The sequence below is a fragment of the Methylocaldum sp. RMAD-M genome, assembly GCF_017832375.1.
GTDB lineage: Bacteria > Pseudomonadota > Gammaproteobacteria > Methylococcales > Methylococcaceae > Methylocaldum.
Map to the genome: position 1 here is coordinate 1 of NZ_JAFIBZ010000010.1, position 17,762 is coordinate 17,762.

At 66.9% G+C, this 17,762-nt stretch carries 14 protein-coding genes; 1 reads left to right on the forward strand and 13 read right to left on the reverse strand.

Annotated elements, in window-relative coordinates; genetic code table 11:
• Positions 1-289: 289 nt before the first annotated feature.
• The 9 genes from JOD69_RS11645 to JOD69_RS11685 form a co-directional block, all read right to left on the reverse strand.
• Entirely contained in the window at positions 290-787 is a 498-nt protein-coding gene (locus JOD69_RS11645) for a hypothetical protein (RefSeq protein ID WP_086134070.1), read from the reverse strand.
• A 15-nt stretch (positions 788-802) separates the two neighbouring features.
• Complete coding sequence (locus JOD69_RS11650) at positions 803-4,018, reverse strand: DUF6519 domain-containing protein (protein WP_168183799.1); 3,216 nt, start codon at positions 4,016-4,018, stop codon at positions 803-805.
• Positions 4,019-4,030: 12 nt separating this feature from the next.
• Positions 4,031-6,229 carry a hypothetical protein gene (locus tag JOD69_RS11655; RefSeq protein WP_086134069.1) on the reverse strand — a complete coding sequence of 733 codons (2,199 nt, stop codon included), beginning with the start codon at positions 6,227-6,229 and terminating at the stop codon, positions 4,031-4,033.
• The gene (locus JOD69_RS11660; protein WP_205781043.1) at positions 6,226-9,150 is read right to left on the reverse strand and encodes a putative baseplate assembly protein; all 2,925 of its coding nucleotides are present in this window, start codon (positions 9,148-9,150) and stop codon (positions 6,226-6,228) included. The genes JOD69_RS11655 and JOD69_RS11660 overlap by 4 nt, the downstream gene beginning before the upstream one ends.
• The gene (locus tag JOD69_RS11665) at positions 9,150-11,726 is read right to left on the reverse strand and encodes a putative baseplate assembly protein (protein ID WP_086134068.1); all 2,577 of its coding nucleotides are present in this window, start codon (positions 11,724-11,726) and stop codon (positions 9,150-9,152) included. Before JOD69_RS11665 ends, JOD69_RS11660 begins: the two co-directional genes overlap by 1 nt.
• Complete coding sequence (locus tag JOD69_RS11670; protein ID WP_086134067.1) at positions 11,723-12,088, reverse strand: GPW/gp25 family protein; 366 nt, start codon at positions 12,086-12,088, stop codon at positions 11,723-11,725. Before JOD69_RS11670 ends, JOD69_RS11665 begins: the two co-directional genes overlap by 4 nt.
• 211 nt (positions 12,089-12,299) lie before the next feature.
• On the reverse strand, positions 12,300-12,620 hold the full coding sequence (locus JOD69_RS11675; protein ID WP_077729990.1) for a hypothetical protein: 321 nt from the start codon (positions 12,618-12,620) through the stop codon (positions 12,300-12,302).
• A 1-nt stretch (position 12,621) separates the two neighbouring features.
• Positions 12,622-13,137, reverse strand: a complete 516-nt coding sequence (locus tag JOD69_RS11680; RefSeq protein ID WP_077729989.1) for a phage baseplate assembly protein V — start codon at positions 13,135-13,137, stop codon at positions 12,622-12,624.
• A complete protein-coding gene (locus JOD69_RS11685; RefSeq protein ID WP_205780745.1) occupies positions 13,134-13,997 on the reverse strand; it encodes a hypothetical protein in 864 nt (287 codons plus the stop codon). The genes JOD69_RS11680 and JOD69_RS11685 overlap by 4 nt, the downstream gene beginning before the upstream one ends.
• On the opposite strand from JOD69_RS11685, the gene JOD69_RS24670 reads away from it, so the two are divergent.
• Positions 13,996-14,259, forward strand: coding sequence for a hypothetical protein (locus JOD69_RS24670; protein ID WP_245245578.1), 264 nt, complete (start codon positions 13,996-13,998; stop codon positions 14,257-14,259). The two genes, JOD69_RS11685 and JOD69_RS24670, sit on opposite strands and share 2 nt — an antisense overlap.
• A gap of 6 nt (positions 14,260-14,265) precedes the next feature.
• On the opposite strand, the gene JOD69_RS11690 is transcribed toward JOD69_RS24670, so the two are convergent.
• The 4 genes from JOD69_RS11690 to JOD69_RS11705 form a co-directional block, all read right to left on the reverse strand.
• The gene (locus JOD69_RS11690) at positions 14,266-14,631 is read right to left on the reverse strand and encodes a hypothetical protein (RefSeq protein WP_077729987.1); all 366 of its coding nucleotides are present in this window, start codon (positions 14,629-14,631) and stop codon (positions 14,266-14,268) included.
• Between the two features lie 45 nt (positions 14,632-14,676).
• Positions 14,677-15,021, reverse strand: a complete 345-nt coding sequence (locus JOD69_RS11695) for a four helix bundle protein (RefSeq protein WP_205780743.1) — start codon at positions 15,019-15,021, stop codon at positions 14,677-14,679.
• A 127-nt stretch (positions 15,022-15,148) separates the two neighbouring features.
• The gene (locus JOD69_RS11700) at positions 15,149-15,808 is read right to left on the reverse strand and encodes a hypothetical protein (protein ID WP_086134065.1); all 660 of its coding nucleotides are present in this window, start codon (positions 15,806-15,808) and stop codon (positions 15,149-15,151) included.
• Positions 15,809-15,917: 109 nt separating this feature from the next.
• Positions 15,918-17,738, reverse strand: a complete 1,821-nt coding sequence (locus tag JOD69_RS11705; protein ID WP_205781042.1) for a DUF4157 domain-containing protein — start codon at positions 17,736-17,738, stop codon at positions 15,918-15,920.
• Positions 17,739-17,762 lie beyond the last annotated feature (24 nt).

Consider the following 17,762-nt stretch of genomic DNA (forward strand, 5'->3'; position numbering starts at 1 on the left):
TGCCGCTTCGCACTGCGCTTCACTGCCGTATTGCGTCAGAAACTCGGCCAACGACAAACCCTTTTGAAATTGCACCCGGTTCATAGGCATGGGACACCCCGCTTGTGATAGATGCCCATAGTCTAAGGACCCTAGCGGCTCACTATGTGAGCCTGTACTGAACTTCGTCGCTAATCAGGATCGATGTTGAGAAACGCGTCCACTGCTCGCTACCTCGTGACTGCTTTCCCCTAAATAGACTGCCGGAACCGGTAGCGAGTTTGTGAAGAGGTTAGGAAAAGCCGCTCGATCAGACGAGGGAGGAAAGATCCTTTTCGATCTGAGCGAACACCTCCTCCTGGCGTTTCATGTCTTGCGGCAATGTCTTGGCCGCCTGTTTCAGCGAATCGGCGAGATCCTTCGCCAGTTCCTCCGCACCCGGCACGTTCTTCAGCAAGGCCGCGATCTCGCGCTGCTTGAGCAGTTCCAGTTGGGCCTTGATTTCGCCGTTCTCGGCTTCCAGCCCCGCCGCCAAGCGGGCGCGATAGCCGGACACCGCCTCCCGGAGGCCGTCGATCAGATCGTCGCGCGGATCCTTGTTAGCCGCCGACGGCTTGGGCTTCACGCCCGGCACTTCGGGGAGCCGCACCACCGCGCCCGGCTTGAAGGCGTCGGCGCGGGCGAGATGGGGGTTGGCCTTGAGCAGCGATGCCTCGGCGACCTTGCGCGTTTCCGGCGTGAGATTGGCGAAGAGGCGATCGGCCAAGGCACCGATATTGGCCTCGCTCCTGAGCGTAATGACACGCATGAATTCACTCCTTACCTAAATATGGACATTTAATGCGTTCCACGGTGCCGGCAACGCCGTTCCGTTGACCTCGATGGCACCGCTGGTCAAGTTGCCGAGGACCGCAAAATTTCTCGCGGTCAGCGACAGGGTCGGAAATTCGGTCACGCCGACCAGACGGTTGTTGGCCACGCTCGCGTGATCGCAGCCGATGCGCCCGACCAGCGGCGCCGGTCCTGCGGTGACGGCACCGCTCAGTTCGGCATCGTTCTGATCGAAGAGACAGCTCAGCACGTCATCGATTTCCACCAAAGGCATTACCGTAAGCGTCCCGCGCAGGCGGTTTCCCCGCAAGCTGGTATTGCCGCGCGCCAGGCTCGCCAGGATGCGCGCCCGAAAGGCGCTCAGGTAGAGGTAGCCTTCCTTCACGGGCAAGACCATCACCCCCGGCGCGGTCACCGTAGTCCCGCCCGCGGGTCCGCCCTGCGCCGCGCCGGACGGGGCGACGACGATCGCTTGCCAAGCGGCGGCACTCGTGGTTTCGGTCCCCTCCAGGCGCGCCAGCGAGTTGTCTTCCACCGCCAGTTGGCTGAAGCTGGCGCCCACCGCCAATCCCACGGTGCGCCCCAGAAAACTCTGGGGGCCGATGCCGAACATCCGGTTGCCCGCCACCCGCAGTTCCCCCGAAGCCACCGCCAGCAGTGCCGCGCGCAGCGGGCTCTGGTTGGCTTGACGGGCGACGCCGGCGAACAGGTTGTTGACCACATCGGCCCGCGCGACATCCGTCAGGAGCACGCCGAAAAACGGCCGACCCTCCTGATTGAATCCCGCCCCCAGGTTCGAAAACTGGTTGTTTTCCAGGCACAGATAGGCGGCGCCGGCCTTGCGCTCCATGACCAGCGCGCCGAGTCCCGTGTCCTCGATGACGTTGGACTTGATCATGGCCCTGCCCAGCGTTTGGCGGATCGCCAGGCCGTTGCCGCGTAGTCCGCGAATCCGGTTGCCGTGGATCATGACCCGATCGATGGAAACCTTGTCCAGGCCGGGTTCCAGCACGATGCCGTCCGCCGCCGCCTCGCCCGAGCCCACGATCTCGTTGTCGACGATGCGCAAGCCGTCGGTGCCCGCGACCACCCCGGCGCCGGTGATATGCATGAGGTTGCCGGCGATGGCGATGCTCGCCGCCGGCAGCGCTCCGCCCGTCACCACGACGCCCGCCAGGGAGCAGCCGAGCAGCAAGTTGCCCGCCAGCCGCAGTTCGCCGTAATGAAGGCTCATGCCGGCGAAGTTCACTCCCCTCTGGCTGCATAGGAACACGTTATCGGTCACCCGGCATTGCCCGGTGAGGAGATAATTGCGCTCCCCGGTCAGGGCCGCCACGCCCTGCTCGGCGACCAGGGTGCAATCGCGGATCGACGCGGCGAGCACCGCGCCCGAGAGGCCCACCGCGGCGGAGGTCGCATCGCCGGCCGCCACAGCGAGCACGGCCAGGTGCACCAGGTGCAGATCGATGCAGGCCGCGACCTCGATCAGCGCGGTCGTGCCTCCGCCGGCGGCCGCCCCGGCCAGGGCCAGGTTCTCGACGGTCACGCCGACGCCCTGGGCGATCCGCACCAGGGGCCCGGCGGCGGTGCCCTGCAGGAGGGTCTGCCATCCCTGACCGCGTATCCTCAGGGAACGGACGCCTTCCAGGTTGAGCGGCGCGTCCAGCCGGTAAGTCCCGGTATCCAGACAGATGGTGCCGCCGCGCTGGCGGATGCTGTCGATGGCCTGCTGGATCGTCGCGGTGCCCGCGTTATGTCCCTCGGGGTGGACGCACACGGTGCAGTCGCAGCTCTCGCCCACCGCTTCGGGCGGCCAGAATACCCGGCAATCGGTCTCGCTATCGGGCAGGGTTACCACCGCGAGCCGGGCATAATGGTGATGAATTCCCCGGGGCGGGGCATGGTCCAGCGGCTCGATGCTGCCGTCCGCCACCCGCGCCGCGAACACCCAGTAATCGCCGGCCCGGTATTCGCCGCCCGCCGGGTCCAGGTCGAATTCGACGAGAATGCCGTTCTCCAGCGCCAGCCGGGTTCCCGCGGGCGGCAGCGGAATGCCGTCCGAGCTCGCCGAGGCGTTCAGATCGTGGAAGGTGGAACCGTCGGCGCGACGCACCAGCCCCGACTGATCCCAGCGGCGGATGCGGGTATGACGGGTAGCGTTGGTGCGGCCCTGGGCGTCGACGGGAAAGAGTCCTGCGGGCAGCGCGTCTTCGAGCAAAATCGAGCGGGTGGCGGCGTCCACTCCGTCGCCGGACCGGATACGGCGCAGCAGGCCGGGTCTCCCGTGCAGTTCGTGCCAGTCGTCCAGGATTTCGATCCAGCCTCCGGCATGAAAGCCGAGCACCTCGTCACGGCCGACGCTCTCCACCACCAGCCGGTTGCCGCCCTGGATCTCGATGACTCGGGTAGCGACCGTGGCATTATCGCGGGACCACTTGAAGGTGGCCGTTCCCTGCCCGCCACCGCGATGAATCTCCACCCGGTACAGCTGGTTCTCCAGGCCCTTGTAGCCCGCGGTGGGCGGTACCAGGCAAGGGTCGGGATCGCCCGGCACATCCCCCGTGGAATTGGTGAGCCGGCCCGCCGAGGGCCGGATGACCGCCGCCCAGCCGGGCACCTCGCTGTCCGGCGTGGCGCAATTGGCGTTGTCGATGCCGGCCAGCACCTTCACCTGCCAGACGGTTTGCAGGCGCGCCGTGGTGTCCACCCCCACCGCCTTCTCGACCAGCGCCGGTTCCTGCACATGGGTGACCTCGCGCTGCCAGACGTCGAGATACACCAGGTGCGGCCCCCCGGTGAGGGCGGGACGGTTGAAGATATCCGCGGGCGCGGCCTGGTCGGTGGCGTTGAACGGCAGGTACGGCTGCCCGAAAAACGGCACGTCGCCGGTGCCGGTGAGCTCGGCGAGCGTGGCGTCCCACTGCGCGGGCTGTGCGCCGTGATTCTCCGCCAGCAGGCCGTCCACATACAGGCGTCCCGGACCTATGGTCAACGCCCCGGCGGTGGCGAGGATGCGGAAGCCGTTGGGCGTGGTGCGGGGCACCACCGCGCGGCCCACGGTATCCAGCGTCCCGGCCTGGAGGCGGCGCGCGAGCTCCGCCACCCACTCGTTCCAGTCGGAATCCAGTTGCACCCTCCCCTGTTGCATCACCACCCCGAAGAAATCCTTCCACGGGTGAAAACTGAAACGGCTGCAGTCGAAGCTCATGGCTCGGGCTCCTCAAGTCTCGTAGAAAACGCCGGACGACAGCCCGACGCGTAGAAATTCGCGCAGACGAATCTGCAAATTGGCCTCGCGCTGGGCGGCGAACAGCGCGTGATAGGCGCCCATCTCGCTCTCGTCGTCCGCCCCGCGCCGGATTTCGTCCGGAGTGCTGCGCATGAGCTGGCAATACGCCGGGACGCCGTAGCGCAGCGAGGTGAAATGCGGAGCAATGTCGGACTCACCCTCCGCGCTCTCCGGCTGACAGCGATGGCGGCGCGGGACCAGCGAGGCGAAGGGCAGATAGGAAAAACGCACGCAGCCGGTCTGGCGGCGCCGCGCGTACACCGGCGGCAGGGTGTCGCCCGGCGTGGCGCGGGCCAGGAGGATGCTGTTGGAAATAAGACCCACGGCGTCCGCGTTGATCTTGCCGATTGCGGTGCAGGCGGTGAGGGAAAGTTCGCCGCCCGGCGAAACCTCGTCCGGCGCGCAATAAGCCGTGGCGGCGGAATCGTTGGCATCGAGAATGGCATCCGTGGCCGCGAGTCTCGCCCCCTCGGCCACCCGTAGGGCGCCCAGGATCGCCCGTTCCAGTTCCACGGCCAAGCCCGGCAGTTCGGCCACCAGGCTCGCGGCGCCCGGTGAAACGGGATCGCCCGCCCCGTCCAGCGCCAAACCGGGCACCAGGGTGGCATGGGCGATGCGAAGGCGCGCGAGTTTGTTGCCCGCAGCGGGCACGTGCAGCCGCGCGCCGGCCACCAGCAGCCCCTCCAGGCTGAAGGCGCTTTCCGCTCCGCCCGTGACGGAAAGATCCCCGCCGAGGATCAGCGTCGGCCGGCACCGCTCGGCGGCCCGCAGGATCACATGCCCGCCGGCATTCACGTTCACCGCCAGGGTTTCCTCGTAGCGCCCGCTGTCGGTGATTTCCACCACCCCGTCGCCGGCCAGGGCGGCCAGGGCGGCCTGGATCGTGGCGTGGTCGTCGGGTACCCGGATCACGGAAGTTCCCGGCGCGTCGGCGCGACGTTCGCGGGGATATTCGCCGCCGCCCAGGTCCGCCGGGAACCCGTAGTGATAGGTGACCCGAAGGCTTTGGGGCACGGCCACGGAATCCCCCAGCGCGATCCTTCCCAGCACGGGATCGATGCCGTACTTGTCGCCCAGGGTCGTCCCGTCGGGCAAGTTCCCGGTAAGCGGCGCGTGCGCCCAATCGGCGCCGTCGTCGGCCAGGTTGCAGGCCACGACGCTTTCTCGGGGCACCTCGACGCCGTCCGCGTACAGCACGAGACTGGGCTCGGCGTTGTCGACCTCCGCCCCGGACGATTCCCGCGAACCGTAATAAAGCGCCTTGCGGGCATCCAGCATCCGGCGGCCGATCGGGTCAGGCACGTTGATGGGCTCGGCCAGGTGGGTGATTTCGTCCTCGGCCACGGGGTTGGCGTAAATCTGGAGCGGATGGCCCAGGGGGCTCGCCAGGTAACGCCGGTCGTCGACCCGCACCGCCGGGCTCCGGGTATGCGGATAGGCGTCGAGTCGCCAGAGGAATATCCCCACGTTGGGGATGTTGAAGCGCCCGCGCCGGCTCTCGATCCGCCGGACGTCCACGGTGTGCGCCGTCGAATCGAAGGCCGTGCCGATCCGCGCCAGCGGTTCCCATTGCCGGAGGTCGGGCGCGTACCGGCTGTGCGGCCTGAGATGGTTCATGTACTGGGTGGTCCCCAGCAACTGGAAGAACTCCACCGCGCGGGCGTTCCACCCGGTGACGTCGCGGGCGAGCTGCTCCAGCACGGCCGCCGTACCCTTGCGGCGGCGCAGGGCGATGGTGTGGGCGACCTCGGCGCGAGCCAAGCCGCGCGCTTCGCCCAGGGCGTGCAAGGGTTCGTAGCCGATCAGGTCGCCGATATAGGGAATCGCCCAGTCCGCGCAGGTTTCGATGAAAAGGTCGTCGTAGAGCTGGTCGAGATTCTCCTCCAGGACCGCGAACTCGTCCGCGAAGGCCATCAGCAGGGCCTTGAGGGGCCCCTGGGCGGCTTTCCCGCGCAGCGCCTCGATCCGCTCCTGCTCGGCGACGGTCGGGCTCGGCAAAGACTCCAGGGCGGCGAGTTCGGCGGCTTCCGCCGGCGTCAGGAGACCCTCGAGGCCCGCGGCCAGCTCGGCGTCGCGGATGCGGTGGATGGCCGGCAGTAGCCGGAACAGGGTATCGGCGTCGAAGCTCATGACATCGTCTCCAGCACCAGGGGCGCGGCGTCCAGGGTGAGCAGCTCGGCGGCCAGCGGCGCCGCGCCGAGGGAGGCCACGGGCAGCGCCGCGAACAGGCGGGGCGCGAATTTCGGAACCGGCGTGTCGCTCCGGTGCAGCTCGGCCACGTGCACCGCCTCGACGCCGGTTACGGCCTGGGCGACGGCGGCCACCTCGTCCACCGAGACCCCCTGGCCGAAGCCGCGCGCCTCGAAGCCGAAGGCTTCCCTGAGGCGGGCTTCGACGCCGGCAAGCACCAGCTCCGGCTCGGCCTCGGCGGCGACTTTCACCGCCAGCCGCGTCCGGAACCGCGCGTCGCGATAGCTGACCAGGGTCAGCGGCAGGAGCGGATCGCCATGGCGGCGCAACGCCGTCTGCAGGTTGCGGAACGTATCGCCGTTCGCGGGAACGGCGCTCCCCTCCTCGCCCGCCACGGTGAGGAACACCCCGCGGGCCGGACCGCTGGGCAGCCACAGGGCGTGGGCCTTGGCGATGCCGGCGAAGGCGCGGGCGAAATCCCGGTAGTCCCGGATCGATACCGCCCGCTCCAGGGTGAGCACCGTGAGCGGCGCGTTGACCCGCGCCCGCTCCTCGGCTTCCGGGTCTTCCCCGCCGCCCGCCGGCTCGGGATTGGTGGCGCCGGTAACGCCCAGTGGGCGCGAGAGCAGGGTGGTGAGCTTGCCCGCCGCGACATTGCCCGCGAGCCCCAGGCCCTTGCGATAGGCGGCGCGCAGGTTATGGTCGCCGGACGGCGGGCGGGCACCCTCGATGCCGTCGCCGAACCGCACCGTGGCTCGCGCCTGGTCGTCGATGGCGAGTTCGTACACCCGCTCGTTCGGCCCCCGGGCGTAGAGGCTGGGAACCTCCTGCCAGAGGAGATCGTTGGCGCGCAGCGCCAGGGTCGACTGGCGCCCGCTCGGGGTGGCCGCGCTCACGAAGGTGAGCGGCGCCTGGCGCAGGCCGAAGCCGGCGTTGGCCACGCGGGCGTCGCCGCTGCCCAGGATCTCGTTCACCGTTTCCCCGTGGGTGGCGCGCGCGACGTTGGCGTTGACGCGCACGGACTCGCGGTCGTAGACGTGCTTGAGGGGCGCCGCGAGGGTGAAATAGCTGCGGTCGCGGTCCTGGCTCACGGAACTCGCCAGTTCCCCGACGAAAGCGATTTCCGACACCTCCTCGTCGCCCGGTTCCGGCGGCGCCGGTTCGATGGCAGCGGCGGCCGCCTCCAGCACCCCTTCCCGCCCGTCCCGGTCCAGCAGCCGGAGGCGCAACTCCGCGCTGCCCGGGTTGGCGAGCCGCTCGCCGAACTGCGGCGGGGAGAGCACCAGCCATGCGCTGCCGGATTTCTGCTCCGGCGCGGCCGCGAGGCGCAGGGAGTCTCCTTCCTCGACGGTCACGCTGCCCCCTTCCACGAGCGTCATGGTCACAGCGCTCCTGCCCTTGCGCAGCCGCACGCGGGCGCGCTTGCCGCCGATCGCCAGCGCACGGCCGGGGCCGATTCCCGGCGCGAGCCGGCCCAGCGCGAGCAGGTCGCCGTAGAGAGGAAATCCGAGCGGCGTCGAGGTCACCGGCAGCGGCTCGGACTGGGCCAGCACCAAGGTCTCGCGCAGACCGAACAGGCCGATGTTTTCGGTCGTGTCCGGCACTATGCGGGTAATCTTCCCGCTCAAGCCGTAGTCGCGGCGGGAAAGATGCGCGACGGATTGGGCGCGATAGAGTTCCACATACCCTGCGGCGAGCTTCGACGAAACGGCACTGGCTAAACCCGACGGCATCGAGGAGAGTGCGCTAGCGACCGGTGACGCCACGGCCGAGTTGGCGAAAGCCACCGGAATCAACTCGATGGGGCCCAGAATCCCGATATCCACAGAATCGGGCGGCGGCGCCGCGGCGACCAGGGCGATCCAGCTGCCCGGAACGATTTTCGGATACTCCGCGTCGAGATCGATTCGGGAACCCTGAATCCCGAAGTTAGCCCACTGCTGCCCGTTTGCCGTAAGCAGACCCTCGGGCGCGGGGTTGTTCGGGGTGAACAGGATACGCGGGTCCGGCGCATTGTGACCGAACAGCGCGGCGCGCTGGCGGAAGATGTAGACGGTGGCACCCGCGGCGGCCGGCTCGACATGGGGGCTGGTGCTGCCCAGGGGTTCGTCCCAGGCGATCCGGGTGCGCTGTTTCTCCCTGTCTTCCTCCACGAGGGTCAGCAGCCGGACGTCCCAGCGCTCGCTGCCGGTATCGTCGAGCCGCTCCTGGCCCACCACGAGGATGACATCGCCCGCCCCCACGCCGTTGCCCACTCCGGCCAGCCACAGCTCGCGGTCGCCGAAGCGCGGGTGCCAGGGGACCGAGGTCTGCACAGGAATGGCGTTCCATTCGGCGCGGGCTTCCACCGGCTCCACGGTCTCGAAGGTCTGGGGCTGCTCGCCCGGACCCGGCACGCTCTGCACCCTGGCACCCACCGGAATCTCCACGGGACCCGCGGCCAGCGCGGGACTGCCCGGAACCTCCTGCAGGGTGAAGGCGAGAAAGGTCGAGGCGGCCACGCCGGGCGCGAGCTCGTAGCCGATCAGGCGGGCCAGTTCGAGAATCGAGCGGCGCTCGGTCGCCGTGCGCAGGAAGTTCTCGTTGGCAATGCGTTCCTGATAGAAGGACAGCACGTCCAGGGTGGTGGCCAGCGCATCGCAAAGGGCGATGGTGAAATCGCCGCCGTCCCGGGTGGTAAGCCCCGCGAGGGCCGGCAAGCCGCTGCTCGAAAGCCGGGCGAGCAGGGATTCCCTGAAGCTCGCGTGCACGCCGACCCGGTAGGCGACGGCGGACTGGCCGGGCGGGTTGTCGATGCGCGCCGGCGTCTCGGCGTCGAGGCCCGCGCAGCATCCGCAGTGGTCGAGGCTGGAATCGGCCATCACTTGCCTCCGAATAGGGACAGGCGAAGCACGCCGTGCTCCGGGAAATTGGGGTCGTTGTCGAGGCGGGGAATCTCCAGCCGGGACAGGCGCAGGAAACCGTCGGCGAGCGGCCCCGGGTCCTCGCTGCCCTGGCGGTGGAAGCGGGTCACCTGCACCGAGCCCACGCCCGCGACCTGGCGGGCCGCCGCGTATAGCGAGCTCAGGTAGACGGTTTGGCCGAAGCTCAGGTTATCGGGATGAAACAGCCCGCGCCGCCCGTCGGGCAGCATCCGGTTGCCCAGGACCGCCAGCAATCCCGCGCGCACGTCGGAACGGAAATAATTCGCCTGGACGCAGACCAGGAGATCGATTTCCAGGGAGACGAACACCGGATCGTTGATTTCGGTGTCGTGGCCCGCCATTCGGTAACGCTCGAGGTGGCGGGTGATCCGGGGCTCGAAGTCGTCCGTGGCTATCGACAGGCCGCCGGCCCGGTCCACGGTGACGAACACCGTGTACCAGCTCCCGGTCCAGCGCAGCGTCGCCGCCGCACGCTGCACGCCGGGATGGCGCTCGGTGACTTCGGCGTAGTCCTCCGGCGTGACCGCCCGTTCCTGGCGGCGGAAGGCTTGCGGGGCGCGCCGGCGCACCACCGCGGCGTCTTCCGGGTCCACGCCGCCCTGGGCGGCCAGGGGATTGCGCGCGCCGAGCACAGAACCGTCGCCGCTCGCCACGTGGGCGATGGTGTCCGCGCCGACGTTCCCGGCGCGGCCGTTGCCGACCCGGTAGCGCGTTGTAAATGCCATACCGGTTTTGGGCCGTTGCCCGTGCACACCGTTGCCGAAGCGCAAGCTGGCCGAACCGTCGTGCTCGACCTCGACGACGAAATGGGGATCGTCCGGCTCGCTGTTCAAAAGGTCGCGCCGCGCCGTCCAAGTGCCGCCGTTCAGGGTGATCGCGGGCAGGCAGTCCTCCATAAGCCATTGCATCGCGAACGCCGCCGGCGCTTCCGGATCGAAGGCCAGGCGTTCGGTGCGGCTCACTCCCTCCTTCACGGTCGTCTTGAGCACCGTGCCCGCGTAGGTGAGCGGCAGGTTACGGAGCCTCGGCGCGAAACGCGGCGAAAGCTCCACGGGCTCGGCGCCGGTGCAGCGATTGGCGTCGCGCTCGGGCGGATAAACCAGCCGCGCCGGGGGCACGCTGCCCAGGTTCTCGTCCGCCGGCAAGGTGAAACCGTGATCGGCGAGCACCAGGTTGCCCCTTGCGACGCTGACCCGGTCGAGCTCCACTTCGCCGTGCGCCTCGTCGGTGACCGAGGAAATGCACAGCGGGAACGGCAAGGCGTCCTCGGCGGCCCAGGCGATCTCGGTAATCTCCGCGCCGCTGACGGGATCGGTGAGCGGCGCCGCGGGGTCGTCCGGCGAGAACTTGCGTACCGAGACCAGCCGCACCACGTGGCGGTGCGCGGGATCGGCGTCGCCCGGCTCGCCGGTCGAAGGTCCCAGCACCTCCTCGAACAGCAAGGCGTCGCCCGCTTCCAGCACGGCGAGATGGCCGGCGAGCGTCGCCCGAATCGCGCCCTTGGGCAGACAGCAGCGGCGATCGCCCCAGGCATGGAAATCGATTTCGTTATGCGCCGCGTAAAGCACGACATCGTGCAGCGGCTCGAAAATCGCGGGACTTTTCCGCAAGGCGGCTTCGTCATCCCGCGATCCGGGGACGATACGCGACGGCAAACCCGGCACCCGGCCGTAGAAACGGGTGCCGGCCCGCGGCAAGGCCACTCCGTCCGCATTCACCGCCACGTGCAGCCAGACTCGGGCATTGCAGCCTTCGTGCATGGGATAGTCGACCAGCAGGGCATGGCGGCGGAGCGAAGTGCGCAGGCGCGCGGTTTCCAGGTAGGCTTCGGTGGCGATGGCGTCCTGCCGGTAGGACAGTTGATCCGCCACGTAGGCCATGAGTTCGGCGAGGGTCACGCCCAGGTCGGCGGCGCTGCGCTCGCGCCAGTCCGGCACCAGTTGGCTGATCCGGTCCAGGATGAGCCGGCGGAAGCTTGGATAATCCTTGGCGAGATAATCGATCTCCGGCGCCGGGACGGGCTCTTCGGGACAGTCCTCCCGCTTCCGGCAGTCGAACTCGCTGTCGCACTCGACCTTGAACGAGAATTCCACCTCGGAAAGCCGCGGGTCGAAGTTTTGCGGCGGCGTTTCGTCCAGCGCCGAGCGCACCAGACGCAACCGGTACGGCGAGAAATCGCCGTAGCGGTCGACGCGGACCAGCAGGACGTGGTCCGGCTCGGGCAGGCCGGCGAAGAACGCCGCTTCGGCGGGGGTGGCCTCCGCCGGCGGCGCGGAAGCCGGCGCCACCCATTCGACGCGGACGCCGCGCACCCGCTCGCCGCCTTCGATGCGGACCTGCTGGGCCGCGAAACCCGGCGGAACCGCCTTGAACAGCCGGACCAACAAGGTTTGCTGGCGCGGGCTGCCGAGCGGCGCTTCGCGGTCCAGCACTTCCAGATAGTCGATGCCGTTGAGGGTGGGATGGGCGGCGACCTTATTGCGGCGCCGTTCGTCGCAGCAATGGTAGATCATGGCAGCGCCCCTCCGCGTTCGAACGTCGCTACTTGGCTGGTACCGGTACGGCGGATCGCATAACGCACGGTCACCCTCAGGGTCGACTCGATCGCTTCCACCTCCACGCCGTCGAGCGCGATCAGATGGCCCAGCCATTGCTGCAGCGCGCCCTGCACCAGGAACTGGGTGGTCGCGGCCAGTTCGACGCTATTCGGCGCGAACACCAGTTGTATGAGCCCGCTGCCGAAATCGGGCCGCATCACCCGCTCGCCCGGCGAGGTGAACAGCACCTGCTCGATCAGGCCGCGGATGTACGCCTCCTCGCCGGCTTCGGCGGTGCGCCCTCGATCGTCGAACTGGTAGGGGTATTGAAGGTTCATGGATGTTAGCTATCAGCTGTCAGCTTTCAGCGATCAGTTATTCTTCTCGTTCCCACGCGTGGCGTGGGAATGCCGTTCTGGCGCGCCGCGCCCCGTCACGGCCCGCAGCGCGGGCCGAATCGGTTCCCACGCAGCGCGTGGGAACCAGAAATCAACTCGCTGTCAGCTTTCAGTTCTCGGCTGACAGCTGATAGCTGATAGCTGTCAGCCATCAAGCTCCTATCACCCGCGTCTGTGCCGCCACCGGCAGGAGCGGCGTGCCGTTCGGCGCGCAGACGGCCTGACTGTCCATCAGCACCAGCGGCTGGCCGTTGGAAAAGACCCGCGTGGCCGCCACCACCCACTGTCCGGTGACGCAGGGCACCGGGCCGCCGCTCACGTTGAACGGGCAGCCGGCGATGGCGTAGGGCGCGGCCATGGTTACCGTGGGCTGGCCGCTCACCAGCACCCTCGGGTTCGGAGCGGTGGGCGTTGCCGTGCCGCCGTGCGCGCACAGTACCGAAGCGCCGACATGCAGAAGCGGTCCGGGCATCTCAGACCACCGTCAGCGCGCCGTTGTTGATGGTCACTGTCGGCCCGACGAGGGTGATCATCGCGCCCTTGCCGTTCTGGATGTAGATGCCGGTGTCGTTGACGATCAGCGTCGCCCCCGTGGCGCTTTTCAGCATGATGCCCCCGGTGGGGCCCGGCAGATCCGAAATCGTCAGTCCGTTCTGCAACGGCGTCTGCAGGGTGATGGCGGACAGGCCCGGCGGCGTGGCGCGGGCCAGCGCCGGCACTTCGGCCCCGCTGCCCCAGAAACAGCCCACCCAGATCGGATAGTCCGGATTGCCCTGCTCGAATTCGATCCACACGCCCGAACCGATGATGGGCAGGGCGAACATGCCGTTCTGGATGCCGGCGATCGGCACGCAGGGCATGGCCCAGGTCGCCGGGGCGAGGCCCGCCACGTCCGGCACCTGCACCTGCAAGCGGCCCTGCTGCAAGGGATCGATGTTGTTGAGCACCATGCCGCGGTACTTGCCGTAATATTTGCCGCTCTCGTTCATACGGGCACCCTCGGCGTGATGGAAACCAGGCCGTTCCGCGTGAGCCGAAAGCTCTGCTTGAACTCGCCGCGCTTGAGAGTGCTGGTGACGCTCTCGACGTAGTAGAGCCCGTCGTAGGCCACGCCCGCACCGCGTACTCCCACCAGTTGCCGGGCCTTGAGCACCCGGCCGTAGCGCAGCACGTCCAGGCTGCCGTTGGCGCTGACCGCGTCCTGCGACTTCTTGGCCTCCGCGAGTCCCATGGAAATCGCCTGCATGGGATTCATCTTGGCCGTGTCCTTGAGCACGGTGAGATTGGCGATGGGCGTCGGCAACGCACCCAAGGGCGGTTGCAAGGGATTGAGATTGGGGATGGGAATCGGAATCGGCACACGGGTCAGCTGATTCTGAATGAAGACCACCGGCAGCACCCCCTTGGTGGGATCGAAGGAAAAGCTCAGCGACTCCACGTTGGTCAGTGCGTCCATGTCCACGTTGAGCGCCGGCTGCGGCACGCCCACTTTGATCTCGGGTCCGAAGTAGGCGATGTTGGTGCCGGGCGTGGGCCCCGGCTCGATGTAGAAGACGTAGCCCACCTCGTCCGCCAGTTGCCGGATGTACTGGAGATCCGTGCCCTGCTGGGCGGGAATCTTGTCGACGGGGATGGGCACGTCCGGAAACAGTGCGGGAATCACCAGCGGAATGATGCCGAACGGCGCGTACTTGGCGCACAACAGCGCCACCCGCGCCTCGATGGGCAGCGCCGGGAACGGCAGGCCGCTGAGATCCAGCATGTCCATGGCCTTGGTGAGGTCTTCGCCGGTGACCGTCACCGTGCCCGGGGCCCCGTTGCTTCCCGCCTGCACCTGGACATTGGTCATGACGCCGTCGAACAGCGGCTGGGGCGTACCGTTCAGGGTCACGATCAGCATCACCCGCAAAGGCGGCGTCGCGGGACCGGTGCTCTGCGCCCCGGCGATCAGAAAGATCGTGTTCAGCTCCGACTTGCTGCCGAACTGGAACGAAAGCTGGAAACCGCTGTCCGCGCCCGCCGCGGTCCTGACCTCGACGCTGTCGAGCGCATCCATCACCACCCGCGGGGCCGGAACGGGCACCACCGGGCCCATCAGCAAGGTGAGCTGAATTCCTTTAGCCAGCATCCGCTACTCCCGGAACGCCTTCCGGCAAGGTGATGCGCAGTCGCCGCCCGGCGGTCTCGGTCAGTTCCTCCGGGCGCATGGCGCGGTTGGCGTCGCAGATGCGCCAGTATTGCAGCGGATCGCCGAGATAGCGCGCGGCCAGATTGTCCAGCCGGTCTCCCGCCGCCACCGTGTGCTCCTGGAGCAGCGCGAAGTTTTCCGGCGGCGGCACGAAGCGGCGTTTCAGATAAGCGACCGTCGTGCCGTCCGGCCGCACGAGCTGGGCCGCCGCGATGCCGTGATAACGGCTGGTGGCGGGAAACAGCGGCGTGACCAGGGCGTTGGCTTGCAGAAAGGCTTGGATTGGATCAGTCATTAGTTAGCTCTCGGTAGTTAGCTGTCAGCCGTCAGCTTTCAGCAATTAGCTGTCAGCTTGTCTCAGCGTCTTAAGGAAACCCGCTAGCATCCTCTTTATCTCCATAATGTCGTCTCCAAGTTGATCGCACGTTGCCTTATCTAAGTATCGGAGATCGCCGGCCAGTAGCGCTTGGTATTCGAGCTCACTCGCCGAGCCCATGGCGATTTGGAGAAACCGGGCAAGCTCCGCATCTCCGCTACGGCCACAACCTTCAGCAATATTGGCCGGGATCGAGGCGCTCGACCGCCGCATTTGGGTCATCAATCCGTACAGCTCTTCCGGGGGAAAGCGCTTCGTAACGTGATACACGATCAGGGTCAGTTGATGAGATCTTTCCCATACTTTCAACTCTCTAAAGTTCCGCATTGTTAAGCTATCAGCATTCAGCTATCAGCGATTCCAACTTATTTGCTGACCGCTGATAGCTGACCGCTGATAGCTGACGGCTGACCGCTGAAAGCTGATAGCTGACGGCTCATCCAACCCCTCCGATGCCGAGCGCCGCGAAACTGCCCGGCTGGGCCTTCGCCGCGAGTTGTTCCTTGGTTTGCAGATAGCTCATGAACAGGCTTCCGCCCTTGTGGGCGAAGCCGAGGTCGTCCACCGAGAGCACGCGCAGCCCCAGGCTCACCTTGGCGCGGATCGGGTTCAGGGCGGGGTCGAAAGCTTCCTCGGTGATGGAGAAATCCGTCAGCCGCACCGGCACCACACGGCTCTTGCTCCACACGAACAGCATCAGCGGCGCCTCCATGGGCGCTATTTCCAGCGTCCCGGAACTGGCCTCGGCATCGACCCGCAACAACTGGGCGCTGGTCGGATGCGCCAGGGATTCGAGCACCGCCAGTTGAGGCTGGATGCCGTGCTCGACCACGGCGCGATGCTGGTCCGGAAACTCCAACTGGTCGGCGGCATCGATCTCGGCGTCCAGCTTGATCGTCTCCACCGCCGGCCCCTTGAAGCGCATCGGCTCCGAGCGGTTGGCCGCTTCCCCCCCGGCCGACTGGATCTGCAATGTGCGCGACAGCGAGTCCGGGTTGTACTGCAGCGAAATGATGCGCAGCACTCGCGCCGACTCGGGATCGATCAGCACCAGGCCGCCTTTGAGGACCTTCGGTGAGTTGGGATAGGTGGTCATCGATCGTTCCTCGCAGCTTGGCGTGACGAATTAACGCCGATTGCGCCGCCGAAGGAAAAGTTCGAAGGCCGCGATCTATCGGGTGAGGCTCGCAAGGGTTTGGCCATGTTCACGGCTTCTTGATTTTCTTCAACAATTCCAAGGCGTAATCGAGTTCCGAACCGCTCATCTCGTCTTCGATGCGTTCGCGCAAGCTCATTTCCTTGTCGAGTTTCGCATAGGCGGCCTCGAGCTCCTGCAACTTCTCCGGGTCGTTTTGGAACGGCAAGAGCACCGCATACACGGCCTCCTCGTCCGTGCCTATCTCACCGAAGAAAGCGGTATACAAACGCTTTGCGGCAACATCCAAATCGGCGGGTTTGGCCGGAGCCGCGCGAATCGCTTGAGGCGTCTGCGGCTTGCCGCGATTGATAAGCTGCAGGGCATATTCGAGTTCGGTGCCGCTGAACTCGTCCTCGATGACTGCATCAAGCGTCAGCCCTTCGGCTTTGTGCTTAATGCGGTAACGACGGCGGAACTCTTCGATCAGGGTTTGGTCACGCCCGAGCGTTTGCAGAACGCGATAGACGCCCTCCTCGTCGGTTCCCCACTTATCGATGGTCGCTTTGTCGAACTCTTTGATGAGACGCTCGAAATCGATGACGCGCTTGGGTGTCACGCCTACGCAGGACTCCCGATTGGTGATGAGCGACTTCACGCTGCGGAAGAAGCGTTCGCAGCGCGGCCTGGATTCCGGGAGTGGATCGTTCGGATTGGCGATCCATACACGCCCGCGATCGCTGTCGCCGATTCGTCGAGTGCGCGAGTCCCAGGTGATGCAGTACTGGATTTCGTCGGAGAAGCCTCGCACGCAGACTTTGAACGCATTGCTGATGGCATCGAGCAAATCCTTGCCCGAGCCGGCGTTACAGCCGTACAGAATGATCTTGGCGTCCTCCGCGAAGCGGTCGCGCAACTTGGCGATGCGTTCGGCTTTGGATTTGAGGGTGTCGACATTGATCAGCGCGTCGGCACGATCGAAGATGACATCGTTCTGAGCCAGGTCGATGGTTCCCGCCAGCGCGAAATGGCTCGAATTCGAATGCGCGATCAATCCCAACTCCGTGATCGCACCCTTGCCTTGCGCCTCGATATGCGCGAGCAATGCATCGAGCGTACTGACGCCGCTGCCGCCACCCGATCCGGCGGCAGCCTGCTCCATATCGATCGACGCCGGATGCCAGCGACTGCGCTCGGCATCGCGCGTTTCTTGCTGATCGGCATTGCGGCCTCTATAAGGCCGACCATAGCCGGCAGCGAACACCAAGTCCCGCTGTAGGCGCAGCATCGATCGGTCACGCTGCCGCAGGGACCGTAATGGCATAGGGGAAAATCCATGTTTTTCTTTGCCTTGCCGAACATGAGCCTGATCCGCACCCGACTGCTGCACCACGTGCGTCAGCTCATGCGCCAGCAAGCGCTGCCCCTCGCGAGTCTCGGGCGCGAATCTGCCGGCGCCGAACACGATATCGCGTCCCACTGTATAAGCCAGAGCGTTCACCTCCCGAGCCGACTGCTCGGCGTCCGCGCCGGTATGCACCCGCACTCGGGAAAAGTCGTAACCGAAGCGCGCTTCCATGTCCTGCCGCACCGCCGGTTCCAGCGATGTGCCGGAGTCGGCCAGCGTCCGGTCCACACTGGCGGGCGCGGCTTCGGCCTGCTCGGCCGGCTGCCCGGCAAAGCGCTGGATGCGCGTCGGCGCGTCGCGGGTGGCGGGTCGCGAGGGCGTCGCGAGCACCTGATCGGCGATCCGGTCCGCTTCCAGTTCGTACGAGTCGCCGGGTTCGCCGATCGCTAGCTTGGTCTGAATACCCTGCATCTTCTTCTTTCGGCACTCCTCGCATTCGCCGCTCAGGCCAGACGAGCCGCCGCAGGCGCACTTGCGCTGCAAGAGTACGCCTCGTCCCGTTACTGA

What these genes read in the sequence shown, in the direction of transcription:
- JOD69_RS11645 (WP_086134070.1), bottom strand. Translation starts at nt 787, where the DNA reads ATGCGTGTCATTACGCTCAGGAGCGAGGCCAATATCGGTGCCTTGGCC.
- JOD69_RS11650 (WP_168183799.1), bottom strand. Translation starts at nt 4,018, where the DNA reads ATGAGCTTCGACTGCAGCCGTTTCAGTTTTCACCCGTGGAAGGATTTC.
- JOD69_RS11655 (WP_086134069.1), bottom strand. Translation starts at nt 6,229, where the DNA reads ATGAGCTTCGACGCCGATACCCTGTTCCGGCTACTGCCGGCCATCCAC.
- JOD69_RS11660 (WP_205781043.1), bottom strand. Translation starts at nt 9,150, where the DNA reads ATGGCCGATTCCAGCCTCGACCACTGCGGATGCTGCGCGGGCCTCGAC.
- JOD69_RS11665 (WP_086134068.1), bottom strand. Translation starts at nt 11,726, where the DNA reads ATGATCTACCATTGCTGCGACGAACGGCGCCGCAATAAGGTCGCCGCC.
- JOD69_RS11670 (WP_086134067.1), bottom strand. Translation starts at nt 12,088, where the DNA reads ATGAACCTTCAATACCCCTACCAGTTCGACGATCGAGGGCGCACCGCC.
- JOD69_RS11675 (WP_077729990.1), bottom strand. Translation starts at nt 12,620, where the DNA reads ATGCCCGGACCGCTTCTGCATGTCGGCGCTTCGGTACTGTGCGCGCAC.
- JOD69_RS11680 (WP_077729989.1), bottom strand. Translation starts at nt 13,137, where the DNA reads ATGAACGAGAGCGGCAAATATTACGGCAAGTACCGCGGCATGGTGCTC.
- JOD69_RS24670 (WP_245245578.1), top strand. Translation starts at nt 13,996, where the DNA reads ATGACGCCGTCGAACAGCGGCTGGGGCGTACCGTTCAGGGTCACGATC.
- JOD69_RS11685 (WP_205780745.1), bottom strand. Translation starts at nt 13,997, where the DNA reads ATGACCAATGTCCAGGTGCAGGCGGGAAGCAACGGGGCCCCGGGCACG.
- JOD69_RS11690 (WP_077729987.1), bottom strand. Translation starts at nt 14,631, where the DNA reads ATGACTGATCCAATCCAAGCCTTTCTGCAAGCCAACGCCCTGGTCACG.
- JOD69_RS11700 (WP_086134065.1), bottom strand. Translation starts at nt 15,808, where the DNA reads ATGACCACCTATCCCAACTCACCGAAGGTCCTCAAAGGCGGCCTGGTG.